A 17,116-nucleotide genomic window follows, 5' to 3' on the forward strand; every position below is an offset into this window, starting at 1 on the left:
GTGCTTATGCAGACAATAATTCAACTTGAGCCAAACGAGTGGGTTTCTGAAGATCTGCTGATTGCAGTGACAGGTATGAAACGCGGCACGATCACCCGCGCCCGTAAGAAATCCTGGCTGCTTGGGAGGGAGTATAAGCACGTCTCTCCTGAGGGCGAACCGAAGCCCACCAGCGAGTGCATGTACAACCGTAAGGCTGTGGATGCGTGGATTGAAGCACAAAAACAACCAATTTGGTGATCGGGCGGTATGAAACAGGTAAGCTTATACCGCTCCTGGACGTCGGGAGGGAAAAATGAGTAAAGCATCGTACCCAACGGGCGTTGAAAATCACGGCGGATCACTCCGCATATGGTTTATTTTTAAAGGCAAGCGTGTCAGGGAAAATCTCGGTGTCCCTGACACCGCTAAAAATCGTAAAGTTGCGGGGGATTTGCGTACTTCTGTCTGCTTCGCTATTCGCATGGGTAGCTTTGACTATAGCGCGCAGTTCCCGAACTCACCAAACCTTAAGATCTTTGGTGTAGGCAAGAAAGATATCACAGTGAAAGAACTTCAAAAAAAGTGGCTGGATCTGAAGAAGATGGAAATCTGCGCGAATGCACTCAATCGCTATGAGTCTGTAGTGCGGAATGTCGTGCCATTAATTGGTGAAAACCGGCTTGTGTCTTCAGTGACAAGTGAGGAATTATTGTACGTCAGAAAAGATTTACTTACCGGCTATCAGGCATCCTCGAAAGGGAAGCAACCTGCGAAGGGGCGAAGCGTCGTGACAGTAAATTATTATATGACAACAATTGCCGGTATGTTCCAGTTTGCCAAAGATCATGGCTATGTGGAAGCAAACCCTTTTGATGGTATTAAGCCATTAAAAAAAGCCAGGGCAGAGCCAGATCCTCTAACTCGTGAAGAGTTTATTCGTCTGATTGATGCATGTCGTCATCAGCAGACGAAAAACCTGTGGTCACTGGCGGTGTACACAGGAGTTCGTCACGGGGAGCTGATCTCCCTGGCATGGGAAGATATAGATTTCAAATCTGGAACAATCACCATCCGCCGCAATTATACAAAATTGGGCGAATTCACTCTACCGAAAACTGATGCCAGTACAAACAGAGTTGTGCATCTGATTCAGCCAGCGATTGATGTTCTGAGAAATCAGGCAGAAATGACAAGGTTGGGTACTCAACATCATATTGATGTGCAGATGCGCGAGTATGGACGTTCGGTTGACCATGAGTGTACTTTCGTCTTTAATCCTCAGGTTGTAAGGCGATGTAAAAAGGTAGGGTTTATCTACCAGGTCGATTCGGTAGGTGACTCATGGGATATTGCGCTTAAACGGGCTGGGATCAGACACCGAAAAGCTTACCAGTCGCGACATACATATGCGTGCTGGTCATTATCTGCTGGTGCAAACCCGAGCTTCATTGCCAGTCAAATGGGACATGCAAGTGCCCAGATGGTTTTTGACGTATATGGAGCGTGGATGGCGGACAGTAGTGCAGAGCAAATCGCTATGCTGAACCATAAGCTATCCGATTATGCCCCATCAGTGCCCCACGAGACACCGAACACCAATACAGGCTTATTAAAATCAGTATGTTAAACAATGTTACCCGTCATTTTAACTGCGTGGAGGGCAATACCACGCTCTATGCACTCCCCAAAGCGGAGATCGTGCAACGCTGGCGCGAGCAGACCGATGACAATTTTCGCTTCTGCTTTAAATTCCCCGCGACGATTTCTCATCAGGCGGCACTGCGCCATTGCGACGATCTGACCGATGAATTTTTGCGCCGCCTGTCGCCGCTGGCGGACCGTATCGGCCAGTACTGGTTACAGCTTCCGGCAACGTTTGGGCCGCAGGATCTTCCTGCACTCTGGCATTTTCTGGACGCGCTGCCCTCAACCTTTACCTATGGCGTCGAAGTGCGTCATCCGGAATTCTTCGCTAAAGGCGATGCTGAACAGCAATTGAATCGCGGCCTTCACAATCGCGGGGTTAACCGGGTGATCCTCGACAGTCGTCCGGTACACAGCGCCCTTCCCCACAGCGAAGCGGTAATTAAGGCGCAGAACATGAAGCCGAAAGTGCCGGTTCACGCTGTCGTGACGGCCAGTAACCCGATGGTAAGATTTATCGGTAGTGACGACATCGTCCAAAATCAGACATTTTTTGAGGTCTGGCTGAAGCTCCTGCCGCAATGGACACAAACCTCCACGCCCTGGCTGTTTTTACATACGCCTGATATCGCTTATGCCACTGAACTGGTCGATGCGCTGTGGCCCGCATTACGCGAGGCGCTCCCCGATCTGGGCGACGCTCCCGCTATTCCACAGCAATCTTCGCTTTTCTGATGACAGCGGCTGGCTTAGACTGTGCGGCATGCCTGCCTGAAAGGAAATGTGTATGGTAAGCGCGCTGTATGCCGTGCTGGGTGCGTTACTGTTAATTAAGTTCTCGTTTGATGTTGCACGTCTGCGTATGCAATACCGTGTCTCCTATGGCGATGGCGGTTTTAGCGAACTGCAAAGCGCGATCCGTATCCAAAATAATGCGCTGGAATATATCCCTCTGGCGCTGGTTCTGCTGCTTTTTATGGAAATGAACGGCGCACAAACCTGGATGGTACACGTCTGTGGCCTGCTGTTGCTGGCCGGAAGGCTACTGCATTATTATGGCCTGCACCAACGACTAAGCCGCTGGAAACGTTCAGGGCTCAGTGCGACCTGGTGCTCGCTGTTGCTGATGGTGCTGGCTAACCTCTGGTATATGCCGTGGGAGTTGGTTTTCACCCTCCATTAGCGCACAATACGCCACTTTTTTTATTTTAGGTTTTAACGTTATGTCTGATCGCGACACGCTTTTCTCTGCGCCTATCGCCAGCCTCGGTGACTGGACCTTTGATGAACGGGTAGCCGAAGTCTTCCCGGATATGATCCAGCGTTCGGTTCCTGGTTATTCCAATATCATCTCGATGATCGGTATGCTCGCTGAACGTTTTGTTCGCCCGCAGACGCAGGTGTACGATCTAGGCTGTTCGCTGGGGGCCGCCACCCTTTCCATCCGTCGCAACATTGCCCATCAGGGCTGCAAAATCATTGCCATTGATAACTCCCCGGCAATGATTGAACGGTGTCGTCGTCATCTTGATGCCTATAAAGCGCCAACGCCTGTCGAGGTCGTTGAAGGTGATATTCGCGAGGTGACGATTGAAAACGCATCAATGGTGGTGCTGAATTTTACCCTGCAATTTTTGGCGCCCCCCGAACGCCAGGCGTTGCTGGACAAAATTTATCAGGGTCTGAACCCCGGTGGTGCGCTGGTGCTGTCGGAAAAGTTCAGCTTTGAAGACGCTACCGTCGGTGAGTTGCTGTTCAATATGCATCACGATTTCAAACGCGCCAACGGCTACAGCGAGCTGGAAATCAGCCAGAAGCGAAGCATGCTGGAAAACGTCATGCTCACCGATTCAGTGGAAACCCATAAAGCCCGCCTGCAGCAGGCCGGGTTTGAGCATAGTGAACTGTGGTTTCAGTGCTTTAACTTCGGTTCACTGGTGGCGTTGAAAGCTGAGGTTCCGGCATGATTGAGTTCGCAAGCTTCTATCAACAAATTGCCAAAGGGCCGCTGGCGCACTGGCTGGAAACACTGCCGGCGCAAATCGCCAGCTGGCAGCGCGAATCGCAACACGGGTTGTTCAAACAGTGGTCCAATGCCGTGGAATTCCTGCCGGAACTGTCGCCGTATCGCCTTGACCTGTTGCACAGCGTTACGGCTCAAAGTGAAACCCCGTTAAGCCAGGGCCAGTTAACCCGGATTGAAACGCTGCTGCGCAACCTGATGCCGTGGCGCAAAGGCCCGTTCTCACTTTGCGGTGTGGACATTGACACCGAATGGCGCTCTGACTGGAAATGGGACCGCGTGCTGCCGCACCTGTCCGATCTTAGCGGGCACACGATCCTCGATGTGGGCTGTGGCAGTGGCTATCACCTGTGGCGGATGATCGGCGCGGGTGCACAACTGGCGGTCGGTATTGACCCCACACATTTGTTTCTCTGCCAATTTGAAGCGGTGCGCAAACTCTTAGGCGACGATCGGCGCGCGCATCTTCTGCCGCTGGGTATTGAGCAACTTCCGGCGCTTAACGCTTTTGATACCGTCTTTTCGATGGGCGTACTCTATCATCGTCGCTCGCCGCTTGAGCATCTCTGGCAGCTTAAAGATCAACTGGTCAAAGAAGGTGAACTGGTGCTGGAGACGCTGGTGGTAGAAGGTGATGAAAACACGGTACTGGTGCCGGGCGACCGCTATGCGCAGATGCGCAATGTTTATTTCATTCCCTCGGCGCTGGCGCTGAAAAACTGGCTGGAAAAGTGCGGCTTTGTTGACGTGAAGATTGCCGATGTTTCCGTGACCACCCCGCAAGAGCAACGTCGTACCGACTGGATGATCACCGAGTCGCTGGCTGACTTCCTCGATCCGAACGACAGCAGTAAAACGGTGGAAGGCTACCCGGCCCCGTTACGTGCCGTACTGGTGGCCCGCAAGCCCTGAAGATAAAAAAAGGCCCCTGTAAATGCAGGGGCCTGGTACAAGCAAGCATCATATGGGCGACATGATGCGCGGTAAAAATCGTTAATTCTGTTGGCTGAAACGCGTGATGATCGCTTTCATCTCCGCCACCGCCTGGCCGTTGACCGCATACCGCTGATACTCGTCAGCATTCGGGTCCGTCGACATGGATAACCCAGGATTGCGGTAGCGCATTGTGGAAGGTGTCCACCCACCGGCAGAACTGTGAACCTCGTTAATACCAGCACTCAGGAACGTTTCCAGGTTACCCGCGCGAACGCCAGCACCCGCCATAATGATTGGAACACGGGAGCGGGCAATAAGTTCCGCAATTAATGAAACTCCTTTTTCTGCGCTGGACTGCTGGCCGGAGGTCAGGATGCGGGCAACGCCAAGTTGCTTAAGGTTATCAAATGCTTTGTACGGATCGGCACACATATCAAACGCGCGATGAAATGTGACGGCAAGACTGCCCGCCACCGCCATAATTTGCGCCATGCGGGAAAGATCGACATCGCCGTCTTCATCCAGCACACCGATCACAAGGCCCGGGAAACCCAGCTCACGGACGGTGCGAACATCCTCCAGCATGGTGGAAAACTCGTCTTCGCTGTAGCAAAAGTCACCGCCGCGTGGGCGGATTATCGGATGAACCGGGATGCTCACCTGCTGGCGCACCGATTTCAGTACCCCATATGAAGGCGTTAATCCTCCCTCCAGCGGCGCGGCGCACAGCTCTATACGATCCGCGCCGCGACGCTCGGCGGCAAGCGCGCACGCCAGGCTGTAACAACAAATTTCCAGTAGCGCCGTCATTTTTCTTCTAGTCCTTTATCGCTGTTAATAAACGGTGGTGCAGAAGCTGGCGCGTGTGCCAGCGGGCCAACACCAGTACGGTGGTTATCGCGCCGAGTAGCGCGCAAAACATGTCTGACTGGGTATCCCACGGGTCACCCTGAGTACCAAGGAAATCATCCGCCCCCTGCCCCATCGCCAGCGCAGCCCACCATTCAATCAGCTCATAGGTCGCGCTGATCGCCAGCGCGATGCAGCAGACAATAAACGCCAGCATTTTTTTACCGCGGATGATCTGCCCACGCAGCAGGATCTCTCGCGCTGCCAGCGCTGGTACCAGCCCCTGAAAGAAGTGACCAAGTTTGTCGTAAGGATTTCGACTCAACCCCAACCACGCCTGAACATCGAAGCCAATCGGCACTTTGGCATAGGTATACATGCCGCCGACGATCAGAATAATGGCGTGGAAGAAAATCAGGATGTAGAGCAGCGGCGTTAAGGGATAACGCCGCTGCGTCAACAGTAGCAAAGGAACAATAATGATCACCGGGGTGACTTCCATAAGCCAGGTCGCACTATCTTTGGTCATCACGCCAGTATAAATCAGGATCAACAACAGGATTAGCACACCGGTTTTCATGATCAGCGAATTTAGCGTCGGAGTCATTAGGGGCCTATTCGTGAGAAAAGAAGTTAACTATCAATTCTACACGAAAAATTTTCATTCCCTGCCCGCGCTTCGCTGGCGACAATGGCCTCAATAGACCACGGATGAAATTTAATCGTGGTTTTGCCATCCGTGACCGCAAGCGTAGGGTTAGGCAGACGTTCGTGCTCACCTTTGGGTGAACTGGTTTTGACCGCAATCCCCGACTGGCTAAGCCCTTCGTCAGACATCAGCGCCAGCGCGCGGGCATTAAGCGTTTCCACTGCGCCCGGCAGCACAATTTCAATATGCTCCCAGCCTTCGTGCGGATAGCGTTTCTCTCCGGGCCAGGGCAACTCAACAACGGTAAAGCGCCAGTGGGCGACATTAAGGGGTTGCGCCAGTTTAAAAAGGCAAATGGGACGACCGCTGATAATGTTCTCTGACAGCAACTCACCGCACTGTTCAAAACCGCGCCGCCAGCGTTCGGCAGTGGTATTTTGATGACAGCGCAGCGAAATATGATCCGCCTCCAGTGAGGTAATATCCAATCCCAGCCGTGCGCTGAACTGTATCAGCGCCTGGGTGAAACGCGGTAAATCTTCGGCAATATCCTTTAACGCATCAATTGTCTGCCACTGGGTCATCGTGTTACCTGAAATGATCTGCAAAACCGGTAATTTACCCTGTCGTCGTTAGCGAACCAACCTTTGATTACTCGTGCTGACGCTCCCCGGCAAATGCAGTATAATAGCGGGCTAATTTTTCTCATGTCGGCGCGGCGCAGTTCCTTCTATGACGCCACGCCATCAACGTAAGGTATTCCGGTGAATATTCAGGCTCTTCTCTCAGAAAAAATCAGCCAGGCGCTGATTGCGGCTGGTGCTCCCGCAGATTGCGAACCGCAGGTTCGTCAGTCGGCAAAAGTGCAGTTTGGCGATTATCAGGCAAATGGCGTGATGGCCGTTGCTAAAAAACTGGGCATGGCACCGCGACAACTGGCAGAACAGGTTCTGACTCACCTCGATCTTAACGGTATCGCCAGCAAAACGGAGATCGCCGGGCCGGGCTTTATTAATATCTTTCTTGAACCCGCGTTTCTGGCAGCGCAGGTGGATACCGCGCTGAAATCCGATCGTCTGGGCGTCGCTCAGCCACAACCGCAGACTATCGTCATCGACTACTCTGCCCCCAACGTGGCAAAAGAGATGCACGTCGGGCACCTGCGTTCGACCATCATCGGCGACGCGGCGGTGCGCACTCAGGAGTTTCTTGGTCACAACGTGATTCGTGCTAACCATGTTGGCGACTGGGGGACCCAGTTCGGCATGTTAATCGCGTACCTGGAAAAACAGCAGCAGGAAAACGCCGGAGAAATGGCGCTGGCCGACCTGGAAGCCTTTTACCGCGATGCCAAAAAACATTATGACGAAGACGCCGAATTTGCCGAACGTGCGCGTGGTTATGTGGTCAAGCTTCAGGGTGGTGATGAGTACTGCCGCGATATGTGGCGCAAACTGGTGGATATCACCATGGCGCAAAACCAGATTGCCTACCAGCGCCTGAATGTTACCCTCACCCGCGACAACGTGATGGGTGAAAGCCTGTATAACCCGATGCTGCCGGGCATCGTGGCCGATCTCAAAGCCAAAGGGCTGGCGGTCGAGAGTGAAGGCGCAACGGTGGTTTTCCTTGATGAGTATAAAAACAAGGAAGGCGAACCGATGGGCGTTATCATCCAGAAAAAGGACGGCGGCTACCTTTACACCACTACCGATATCGCCTGTGCCAAATACCGTTACGAGACGCTGCATGCCGATCGTGTGCTGTATTACATTGACTCCCGCCAGCACCAGCATCTGATGCAGGCGTGGACCATCGTGCGCAAAGCGGGCTACGTGCCGGAGTCTGTGCCGCTGGAGCACCACATGTTCGGTATGATGCTCGGTAAAGACGGTAAACCGTTCAAAACCCGCGCGGGCGGTACGGTGAAACTCGCCGACCTGCTGGACGAAGCGCTGGAACGCGCCCGCCGCCTGGTCGGCGAGAAGAACCCGGATATGCCTGCTGACGAGCTGGAAAAACTGGCCAACGCGGTGGGTATTGGCGCGGTAAAATACGCCGACCTGTCGAAAAACCGCACCACCGACTATATCTTCGACTGGGATAACATGCTGGCCTTTGAAGGTAATACCGCGCCGTATATGCAATATGCTTATACTCGCGTGCTCTCGGTGTTCCGCAAAGCGCAGATTGACGAGCAGGTACTGCTAAATACCGCAGTCCGCATTAGTGAAGATCGTGAAGCCCAACTGGCGGCCCGCCTGTTGCAGTTTGAAGAAACGGTAACCGTGGTCGCGCGTGAAGGCACGCCGCATGTGATGTGTGCTTACCTCTACGATTTGGCCGGTCTGTTCTCTGGTTTCTACGAGCATTGCCCAATTCTCACCGCTGAAAGCGAAGAGGTACGCAACAGCCGTCTGAAACTGGCGCTGCTGACGGCGAAAACGCTGAAGCTGGGACTGGATATGCTGGGAATTGAGACGGTAGAACGGATGTAATTTCAGTCGGATGGCTCTGCTTTGCGCAGGGCCATTTCTTTTTACATCAGCGGCTTTTGACAAGCGTGCGCGATTTTTATTAATTTTCCGTTGTCTTTTAGCCAGACGAATGTCGCATCTATATCAACGATTTCCCAGTCATAAATTTCATCATAAAATCTTTTAAGATGGGGACGGACCATGTGGCTGAAACAGGGGCGTTGTAAAAGTTTCTGCCAGCGATACTGGTAAATATTGACGTAAATATCAGCATATTCCTGATCGCCATAGCCGAATGTTTCATCGTATGTTTTTTGTATAGTGAAATTATTTGCATTGATACTCACCGCATAGTTATTAATCCATCTGAACGCAACCGTTTTATAATAGCTTTCAATAACCGTTATCGAGTGAAAAATGAACCAAACGAATAAAACACATAGCATATATCGCCATAAGGATTTCATATATTTCAGTTCCATCTGATGAAATTTTGCGGAAGAATATAGCCCTTATTCCCAATTTCAATATTACCGTCTGCTTTACATACGATCTTGCCCCACTCTTTTTGTGCGGTTCGCTTATCAGCAACGATGGCAATAGGCTTTGAATAATTTAACCAGTAATTATCGAATACACTCGATAAAAGTGTATTATAGACTTGCACACGTAAAATATACCGTCCATCTTCCATTTGCTCAGTATACAGATAGAACCCCAAATATTTTTCCCAAACCTGCTGTTGTATTAAATCCCTTCCATAACACCACTTTATAGCTATAATATCATTAGTTTTAAGCAACTCATCTTTAATGGCGGCAAATGACAACATAGCCCCTGCAAAGATAAAAATAAAAATTGAATCTATAATTTTTTTTATTATATTCATCGTGGTTTACATCATCCCTTCCAGCCAGGTATAGTGGTCAGAAAATTTTCCCCATATATTATACTCCCTGGCAAGGCCTAACTGGTGATAGCGGCCAAAATCATCATCAGTGACCGGAGATAATAAACCAACACGTTGCCCTTTATTCCAGTTATAGCGATCAAATAAGTTAAACTCAAATATTAACTGATACTGATAGCGTGCGCGATTGTGGGATTTACCGAAGTTGTCATAATAATAAAATGCTTTTAAAGAATCCGTCGCTTCCTTATAATATACTTTTCCTTTCCCCCAGAACTGATACCCTCCTATCGCACGGAAAAGATCTTCATTGCTACCCATAAAATCACCGCTGCCAATTGATGATGAAGTTATGTCGTACCATTTTTCAGGTGGATTAGTCAGTGATATCTTCTCGCAGAAGTGTTTTGCTTTGATAAGCTCACTATCAAAAATTCTTTTAAAAGCTGAAGAAACATCCATAAAATATTGCATCGCTTTTTTATCATAAAAGATATCTTCGGGATCAGATTTTAACCCACCATGATTTTCAAAATAATGAATCAAATGATTAGTAGCTACTGGATAACGCGTCTTAATAAAGTTTCCTTCTTTATTAAGGTATTGCAGAATCCTTTCCACCTCTGCGGTCTTTCTTATTTTCTCTAAACTTAACAGTAATGATTTAAACATCGACCATACATGCCCGTTTGTATACTCTGAGCAAAGTGTGCACCATGGGCCGGAGCCATAGTCTTCGATGTAGTGAGGGTCTTCCTTCCCGAGTTTATAGTCTGGCATTGATAAGATTCCATTATCTTGCATCAGGAAAAACAGCATGTGCTTTTACAATCAGGATTTCAACAGAATTACGTGAAAAAACTCACTCTAAACTCTTACTGTTATCTTAAAAGATAAAATATTTAACACCTCAATAAAATTGTTTATTTCTATCCATTTTTAATATATAAAAATAACATATAATTATTAGTTTTATATATTAAACAGATATGTTTTAGCAAAAAAAAAACCAGTCAGTTTCCTGACTGGCTTACTCACCTGACAAAGGAATCAAAAATATTTGCGCAAATACTCCGTCAGACACAGATTCGCCATCGCCTGCCCGTAAGGCATCGAGGTCAGTGGGATCTGGCGATAAAACTCGAGGTTCGATCCCATACCGGTGCCAAAGGAGGTCTGCATCAGCTCTCCCTCTGGTGAAATGTGCGCCACAATACCTTTAATCGCCTTCTCTGCGATCTCTGCATACTCTGGCCCGACATAACGTTTACGCACGGCTTTTAAAATCCCATAGGCAAAGCCAGCGGTTGCGGAAGCCTCAAGGTATGAGTGCGGATCGTCCAGCAAGGTGTGCCACAGGCCGCTGTCATCCTGGCATTTCGCCAGCGCGGCAATCTGGGCGTTCAACACCTGCACCAGATAGCGGCGCACGGCATTGTTAGCGGGCAGGTCGAGCAGTTCAAGGAAATCCGGGATGACGATAGTTAACCAGCTGTTGCCCCGCGCCCAGCGTGCCTTCGCGAAGTTATGCTGGCCGTCGTAATTCCAGCCGTGAAACCACAGGCCGGTTTCCCGGTCCATCAGGTTCTGTACGTGAAGCAGGAACTGATAGGTCGCCTCCTCGATGTATTCAGGGCGATTAAGCAGCTTACCGATTTTCGCCAGCGGCAGAACGGTCATCATTAGCGTGTCGTCCCACATTTGCTGGTGATTTTCCTCCGCCAGCGTAATGTGCTGCATCCCACCATGATCGGTGCGCGGCATCTCATACATCGCCCACTCGGCCCATGTCTCCAGCCACGGTAGCCAGGCCGGATTACGATTTTCTTCATAACGATACGCCAGCGTCAGGAATGGTGCCATGGTATTGACGTTTTTCGTCGTCGCGCCCTCGGCAAAACGGTCGGCGAACCAGCCGTCGATGATATCGCGCATCGCAAGATCGCCCGTCTGCTGGTAATACTGCCAGATGCCGTACAGACCCACGCCGTGCGTCCATTCCCATCCGGCCCAGCCTTTAGTGTCGATCACTCGCCCGTCGTCCAGCCGCAGCAGGAAATCACCGCGTTCATCGCGAATATTGACCAGATTATTCGTCACTTTCTCGATCAGCGCCTGAAGTTGCTCCCTGCTGAGAAAGCGCTCAGGCTGACGGAGTAATGCGCTATGTTTGACAGGCCAAACCTTCATATCCTTAACCTCTGTTATATGTCGAATTCAATGGAGCACCCTGGCTGAGCGGACGCGCAGCGGGTTTATTACGATTCAGATAACCAATATTGTTGTTCCCCCACAACGTGTCGTAGGGCAACCCCGCCAGCATCTCAACGGTGGCACGGGCCTCGGGGGAAACGTTTTCTGACAGCGCATGTCCCGCTTCGCGCATTCTCGCGGTTTCTTCACGCAAAATGCTGTGGGTTTTCAAATTCAGTTTGAAGCGCAGAGAAACCAGGAAGCCACAGGCCAGGACCACCACCGTGCCGACACTCAGGATCATCAGAATGGTATGACTCACCTCCGGCGGCTGCGTTTTTTGTCCGGAGACGAAACCAGACATCTGCATGATGATCCCCACCAACATCACCGCCCCCGCCTGCGAGGCTTTGCGCGTGAGGGTCATAATTCCGGCAAAAATGCCTTCGCGGCGCTGTCCGGTAATCACTTCGTCTACATCAGCAATATAGGTGTACGTGTTCCACGGCACGTAGTTGATCCCTCCACGTCCCAGCCCGGCGACGGCAGAAAGTAACAACAGCAGCGAATACACATCGCTTAATCCGGCGTAATAAAGAACGGCATAAGAGATTGAGGCGAGACCGAACAGCACCACAACCATCCGATAAGATGGTGCAGGTCCAAAACGGATGCACAGCGGGATCATCGCAATCACCGCGATAAACTGGAAAATGGCCATCGTACCCAGCAGATTTGAGGCCAGCGAGGCTTCCTGCATCAGAACAAAAACAACATAGTAGGTAAAGACCGCGTTAAACACGTCCTGGGCGATATAACCGCCAAGATACATCCCCAGATGCTGACGGAAAATCTTAATCCGCAGCGTGGAGGAAAGCTCAATCACCAGCCGGTTCAGACTCTGGCCGAGCGTCAGGCTACGTTTTTCTTCTTCCGCCCGCAGCGCTGCTTCGGTCCACGCTTCACGCGGCCGCTCCCAGGTAAAGCACCAGACCAGGGTCAGCATGATCGCGCACAGCACAGAGAACACCAGGCTCGCATAAAAAAATGAAATCGGATTATCTTTGCCAAACGCGCTCAGCAGTACGCCCGGCAAGAAGGACGCGAGAATGGCCGACATCTGTGCCATCGAAATGCGCGCGCCTGAAAATTTAGTTTTCTGTTTGAAGTCGTCGGTCATTTCCGGGACCAGTGTTTCATATGGCACCAGGATCATGGTATAGACCACGTCAAAAATCAGATAGGTGAGCAGGTAATACCAGAAGCTCATCTCGCCAACCCACATCAGCGAGTAGCTGAAAACGCAGGGAATGCCGAGCAGGATAAAGAATTTACGCCGCCCGAAGCGCTTGCCGAGCCAGTTGGAGCCGAAGTTATCGGTCAGAAACCCCATCAACGGGCTGACCACCGCATCCAGTACCCTGGCGGTGGCGAAAATAAAGGTGGCTTCGATTGGGGTTAAACCGCAAAACGTAGTGTAGAAATATAAAAGCCATGCGGCAGTAAGCGCTGTGGTTCCCGCGCCGAGGAAATCACCCGATCCATAAGCGAGATAGTTAACGAGTCCTGGTTTACGTGTATTCATAGCCGTACCCTGATTTTATTTTGGGAGCTCCCCGCGCCAGGGGAGTTATTACACGGCTACAGTAAAAGTATGCTGTAAGGCTTACCTTTTCGTTTTTGCCATCGCCTTGACGTATATGGCAAAAACGCAAAGAGTCGCGCCACTCACCTCACTGATTTATAAAACAGCGTTTCTTTTGTATCAAAAGGACGGACCAAAAATGCGAGCCAGGCATCAGTTTTTGCTGACGCCCGGTGAAAAAGGAAACGGTTAGCGGTAGTTAACGATGACCTGATTACGGGAAACATTGAGCGCAGGTAGCAGCCGTCCGCCGCCGGGGACCTCCCAGACAAAACGCAACGGCTCCACGGCAGGCACGCCGGTCAAACCGCGGGTGGTGCCACTCTGGCCATCCAGTGCAACGCACCGGCTTTGTGAGCACAGGCGCACGTTGAGGCCGGCAGGCGTCGGCCCGTTCAGCTCATAACGCCAGGCCACCAGGGTCATCAAACCGTTTACCGGTTGAGCGGAGGAGAGCGGTGCGGAGGAAGCCGCCACGCCGCGATGATTTAACATCACGCCGCGCCCGCTGGCCTGCCACGCCCCTTCGCCTGCGGCCATTGCCCCCACGGGCAGCAGCAAAAGCCAGAGTAAACTGCGCATTATTTTCCTCCAATGGTGGCGGTCATGCGGATGCTCCGGTTGTCCGACAGCTCCATATTCGACAGGACAATTAGCTGCGGCAAACTGCGGCGCAGGAACCGCGCCAGCAGTGGGCGTAGCGCATGATTAACCAGCAACACCGGCGGCGCGCCCAGCATCTCCTGACGCCCCAGTGCTTCCTGCGTTTGCGCCAGCAGACGATCGGCAAGGCCTGGCTCCAGCCCGCCGCCGCCCTGAAGCGCCTGAAGCAGCAGACGCTCGAGCGGGGTATCAAGCCCGATCACCTGAACTTCCCCATTGCCGGGGAACCACTGCTGAGTAATGGCGCGGCCCAGTGCAACCCGTACCACCGCCGTCAGTTCATGCGGATCGTTTTGCACCGGGGCATGTTCCGCCAGGGTTTCCAGAATGGTGCGCATATCGCGGATAGCCACTTTTTCTTCCAGCAGATTTTGCAGCACTTTGTGCAGCGTGGTGAGCGTGACCACACCCGGCACTAAATCTTCTGTCAGCTTCGGCATCTCCTGCGTCACCCGCTCCAGCAATTGCTGTGCTTCCTGACGGCCAAACAACTCGGCAGCAAACTGGCTTATCAGATGATTAAGATGCGTGGCGACCACCGTACTGGCCTCAACCACAGTAAAGCCCTGTATTTGCGCCTGCTCTTTGAGAGCGCTTTCAATCCAGATCGCCGCCAGGCCAAACGCCGGATCGACCGTCTGCTCACCGGGCAAAGAGCCAGCCGCAGTGCCGGGATTAATCGCCAGCCAGCGGCCCGGGTAGGCTTCGCCGCTGCCAATCTCCACCCCTTTCATCAGAATGCGGTAGCGTGCCGGGGAGAGATCCATATTGTCGCGGATATGCACCACCGGCGGCAGGAAACCCAGATCCTGCGCAATCTTTTTACGAATGCTGCGAATGCGTCCCAGCAGCTCGCCATCCTGCTGAAAATCGACCATTGGGATTAAGCGGTAGCCGACTTCCATGCCCAACGTATCCTCCAGCTGGACATCGCTCCAGGTGGCTTCGGCGGCCTGATTGTTTTCCGGCATTTTCACTGGCGCAGGCTCAGCAACAACTTTCGTTTCCCGTCCGCGACTCCACCAGGCCAGCGCCAGCAGAGCGGCGGTGAACAGCAGAAACACGAAGTTCGGCATCCCGGGGACCAGACCAAGCAGGCCCAGTACGCCCGCACTTAGCATCATCACGCGCGGATTATTAAACAGCTGGGTGACCATCTGTTCGCCGACATCCTGCTCGGTGCTGACGCGGGTAACAATAACCCCCGCTGCGGTCGAAATTACCAGCGCCGGGATCTGGGCCACCAGACCGTCGCCGATGGTCAGCAGAGTGTAGGATTCTGCTGCTTTCGCCATCGGCAAACCATGCTGTAAAACGCCGACCAGCAAGCCGCCAATCACGTTGATCACCATGATCAGAATGCCCGCCACCGCATCACCGCGCACAAACTTACTCGCCCCGTCCATTGAGCCGTAAAAGTCTGCTTCCTGGGTCACTTCGGAGCGGCGTTTTTTGGCTTCGGCTTCGCCAATCAGCCCGGCATTAAGATCGGCATCAATCGCCATCTGTTTGCCCGGCATCCCGTCCAGTACAAAGCGCGCGCCGACTTCCGCGATACGCCCGGCACCCTTGGTGATAACCATAAAGTTGATGATAACGAGGATAATAAAGACCACGATGCCAATGGCGAAATTCCCGCCGACAAGGAAGTGGCCAAACGCTTCGACCACCTTCCCGGCCGCCGCACCGCCGGTATGTCCGTCCATCAGAATGATACGCGTAGACGCCACGTTGAGTGCCAGACGCAATAAGGTGGTGAACAGCAGGATCGTCGGAAAAGCGGCAAATTCTAACGTGCGCTGGGTGAACATCGCCACCAGCAGCACCATAATCGACAGCGCGATGTTAAAGGTAAACAGCATATCGAGGACAAATGCCGGCAGCGGCAGCACCATCATCGACAGGATCAGTAAAATCAGCACCGGCCCGGCCAGCACCTGCCATTGGGTCGATTTCAGGTTATTGGGCAGACGTAACATTGCCACCAGGTTAGCCATCAGTGTCCTTCTCATTCATAAAATCCAGCGCCTCTGGCACCGGAAGATTTTCAGGTTTTTGCGGGCGCTGCCCACCCGCCAGCCGCCAGCGTTTAAGCTGCCAGACCCATGCCAGCACTTCCGCTACCGCCGCATATAACTGGCCGGGGATCTGCTGACCGATTTCCGCATGACGATAAAGCGCGCGCGCCAGCGGCGGGGCTTCCAGCACAGGCACCCGGTGTTCAGCCGCCAGCTCACGAATACGCAGCGCCACCAGCCCTGCCCCTTTCGCCACCACTTTCGGGGCACTCATTTTGCTTTCGTCATACTGTAACGCGACCGAGTAATGGGTCGGGTTGGTCACAATGACATCGGCTTTTGGCACATCGGCCATCATTCGCCGCCGTGCTGCCGCACGCTGCATCTGGCGAATACGCCCTTTCACATGCGGGTCACCTTCGCTCTGTTTAAATTCATCGCGGATATCCTGACGTGACATACGCAGTTTTTTCAGGTGGCTGTGGATTTGCCAGAAGACGTCAAAACCGACCATTGGGATCACGCCGAGTGTTACCAGCAGTGCGCACAGACCAACCAAATTCAGCGCATTGCCCATCGCCGTCAGCGGCGACTGGCTAATTAAGTGCATCATATCCGGCCAGTGCGACCAGAGATAAAACCCGGCGACGGAGCCGACCAGCACTGCTTTTAATAGCGCTTTGACCAGTTCTGCTACCGACTGCGCTGAAAACATGCGCTTCAGGCCGGGCAGCGGATTAAGTTTATCGAGCTTCAGGGAGAGCGATTTACCACTAAACACCAGACCACCCAGCATCACCGGTGCCACCAGCGCCACCAGCACAACGCCAGTGATGAGCGGCAATAGGCCAAACATCGCTTCGCGGATCAGGCGAATGATTTGGCCGAGTATCAGATTAGGATCGTTGATAATACTGTGGTCGAAACGAAGCCCGGCGGACAACAGCCCCGCCAGTCTGCGCGCCAGCGATTCACCGCCAATCCAGATGACGCAAACGCCAACCAGCAGGATCAGCAGCGAGGTCAACTCACGGGATCGCGGAATTTGCCCTTCCTCACGCGCTTTTTCAAGTCGCTGGGGTGTGGGGGACTCTGTTTTATCCTCGCTATCTTCTGCCACGCGTTGT

General features: G+C 52.4%; 18 protein-coding genes. 7 read left to right on the top strand and 11 right to left on the bottom strand.

The features are described from left to right. Nucleotides 1-6 precede the first annotated feature (6 nt). From CHU32_RS13855 to cmoB, 6 genes are read left to right on the top strand one after another with little or no spacing between them, the layout of a single operon-like run. Nucleotides 7-240, top strand: a complete 234-nt coding sequence (locus tag CHU32_RS13855) for an excisionase family protein (protein ID WP_103676104.1) — start codon at nt 7-9, stop codon at nt 238-240. A 55-nt stretch (nt 241-295) separates the two neighbouring features. Then, nucleotides 296-1,609 carry a tyrosine-type recombinase/integrase gene (locus CHU32_RS13860; protein ID WP_103676105.1) on the top strand — a complete coding sequence of 438 codons (1,314 nt, stop codon included), beginning with the start codon at nt 296-298 and terminating at the stop codon, nt 1,607-1,609. Next, nucleotides 1,603-2,361: a DUF72 domain-containing protein gene (locus CHU32_RS13865; protein WP_103676106.1), complete on the top strand. Its 759-nt coding sequence runs from the start codon at nt 1,603-1,605 to the stop codon at nt 2,359-2,361. Before CHU32_RS13860 ends, CHU32_RS13865 begins: the two co-directional genes overlap by 7 nt. A gap of 52 nt (nt 2,362-2,413) precedes the next feature. Beyond that, entirely contained in the window at nt 2,414-2,809 is a 396-nt protein-coding gene (locus CHU32_RS13870; protein ID WP_103676107.1) for an MAPEG family protein, read from the top strand. 40 nt (nt 2,810-2,849) lie between these two features. Further along, nucleotides 2,850-3,593 (top strand): carboxy-S-adenosyl-L-methionine synthase CmoA, encoded by a 744-nt coding sequence (gene cmoA, locus CHU32_RS13875; RefSeq protein ID WP_103676108.1) that lies wholly within the window; start codon nt 2,850-2,852, stop codon nt 3,591-3,593. Continuing rightward, nucleotides 3,590-4,561 carry a tRNA 5-methoxyuridine(34)/uridine 5-oxyacetic acid(34) synthase CmoB gene (cmoB, locus tag CHU32_RS13880; RefSeq protein WP_103750868.1) on the top strand — a complete coding sequence of 324 codons (972 nt, stop codon included), beginning with the start codon at nt 3,590-3,592 and terminating at the stop codon, nt 4,559-4,561. The genes cmoA and cmoB overlap by 4 nt, the downstream gene beginning before the upstream one ends. An 81-nt stretch (nt 4,562-4,642) precedes the next feature. Here cmoB and cutC read toward each other — a convergent pair whose 3' ends face one another. The 3 genes from cutC to CHU32_RS13895 are packed head-to-tail and all read right to left on the bottom strand — an operon-like array spanning nt 4,643 to nt 6,667. Further along, nucleotides 4,643-5,395: a copper homeostasis protein CutC gene (gene cutC, locus CHU32_RS13885; protein WP_103676110.1), complete on the bottom strand. Its 753-nt coding sequence runs from the start codon at nt 5,393-5,395 to the stop codon at nt 4,643-4,645. A 7-nt stretch (nt 5,396-5,402) separates the two neighbouring features. Beyond that, entirely contained in the window at nt 5,403-6,041 is a 639-nt protein-coding gene (locus CHU32_RS13890) for a DUF2238 domain-containing protein (RefSeq protein ID WP_103676111.1), read from the bottom strand. A gap of 26 nt (nt 6,042-6,067) precedes the next feature. After that, nucleotides 6,068-6,667: a VOC family protein gene (locus CHU32_RS13895; protein WP_103676112.1), complete on the bottom strand. Its 600-nt coding sequence runs from the start codon at nt 6,665-6,667 to the stop codon at nt 6,068-6,070. A gap of 180 nt (nt 6,668-6,847) precedes the next feature. Between CHU32_RS13895 and argS the strand changes: the two genes are divergently transcribed. Further along, nucleotides 6,848-8,581 (top strand): arginine--tRNA ligase, encoded by a 1,734-nt coding sequence (argS, locus tag CHU32_RS13900; RefSeq protein ID WP_103676113.1) that lies wholly within the window; start codon nt 6,848-6,850, stop codon nt 8,579-8,581. Nucleotides 8,582-8,622: 41 nt separating this feature from the next. Here argS and CHU32_RS13905 read toward each other — a convergent pair whose 3' ends face one another. The 8 genes from CHU32_RS13905 to flhB form a co-directional block, all read right to left on the bottom strand. Further along, entirely contained in the window at nt 8,623-9,027 is a 405-nt protein-coding gene (locus tag CHU32_RS13905) for a hypothetical protein (protein WP_133159249.1), read from the bottom strand. Between the two features lie 5 nt (nt 9,028-9,032). Continuing rightward, entirely contained in the window at nt 9,033-9,449 is a 417-nt protein-coding gene (locus CHU32_RS13910) for a hypothetical protein (protein ID WP_103676115.1), read from the bottom strand. Between the two features lie 6 nt (nt 9,450-9,455). Beyond that, a complete protein-coding gene (locus CHU32_RS13915) occupies nt 9,456-10,250 on the bottom strand; it encodes a hypothetical protein (RefSeq protein ID WP_133159250.1) in 795 nt (264 codons plus the stop codon). 270 nt (nt 10,251-10,520) lie between these two features. Then, nucleotides 10,521-11,660: a beta-galactosidase BglB gene (gene bglB, locus CHU32_RS13920; RefSeq protein WP_103676117.1), complete on the bottom strand. Its 1,140-nt coding sequence runs from the start codon at nt 11,658-11,660 to the stop codon at nt 10,521-10,523. 4 nt (nt 11,661-11,664) lie between these two features. Further along, a complete protein-coding gene (locus CHU32_RS13925) occupies nt 11,665-13,248 on the bottom strand; it encodes an MFS transporter (protein ID WP_103676118.1) in 1,584 nt (527 codons plus the stop codon). A 249-nt stretch (nt 13,249-13,497) separates the two neighbouring features. Then, entirely contained in the window at nt 13,498-13,890 is a 393-nt protein-coding gene (gene flhE / locus CHU32_RS13930; RefSeq protein ID WP_103676119.1) for a flagellar protein FlhE, read from the bottom strand. Beyond that, entirely contained in the window at nt 13,890-15,968 is a 2,079-nt protein-coding gene (gene flhA / locus CHU32_RS13935; RefSeq protein ID WP_103750869.1) for a flagellar biosynthesis protein FlhA, read from the bottom strand. The genes flhE and flhA overlap by 1 nt, the downstream gene beginning before the upstream one ends. Then, on the bottom strand, nt 15,961-17,109 hold the full coding sequence (gene flhB / locus CHU32_RS13940) for a flagellar biosynthesis protein FlhB (RefSeq protein WP_103676121.1): 1,149 nt from the start codon (nt 17,107-17,109) through the stop codon (nt 15,961-15,963). The genes flhA and flhB overlap by 8 nt, the downstream gene beginning before the upstream one ends. Nucleotides 17,110-17,116 lie beyond the last annotated feature (7 nt).

This window comes from Superficieibacter electus, from assembly GCF_002915575.1.
Lineage (GTDB): Bacteria > Pseudomonadota > Gammaproteobacteria > Enterobacterales > Enterobacteriaceae > Superficieibacter > Superficieibacter electus.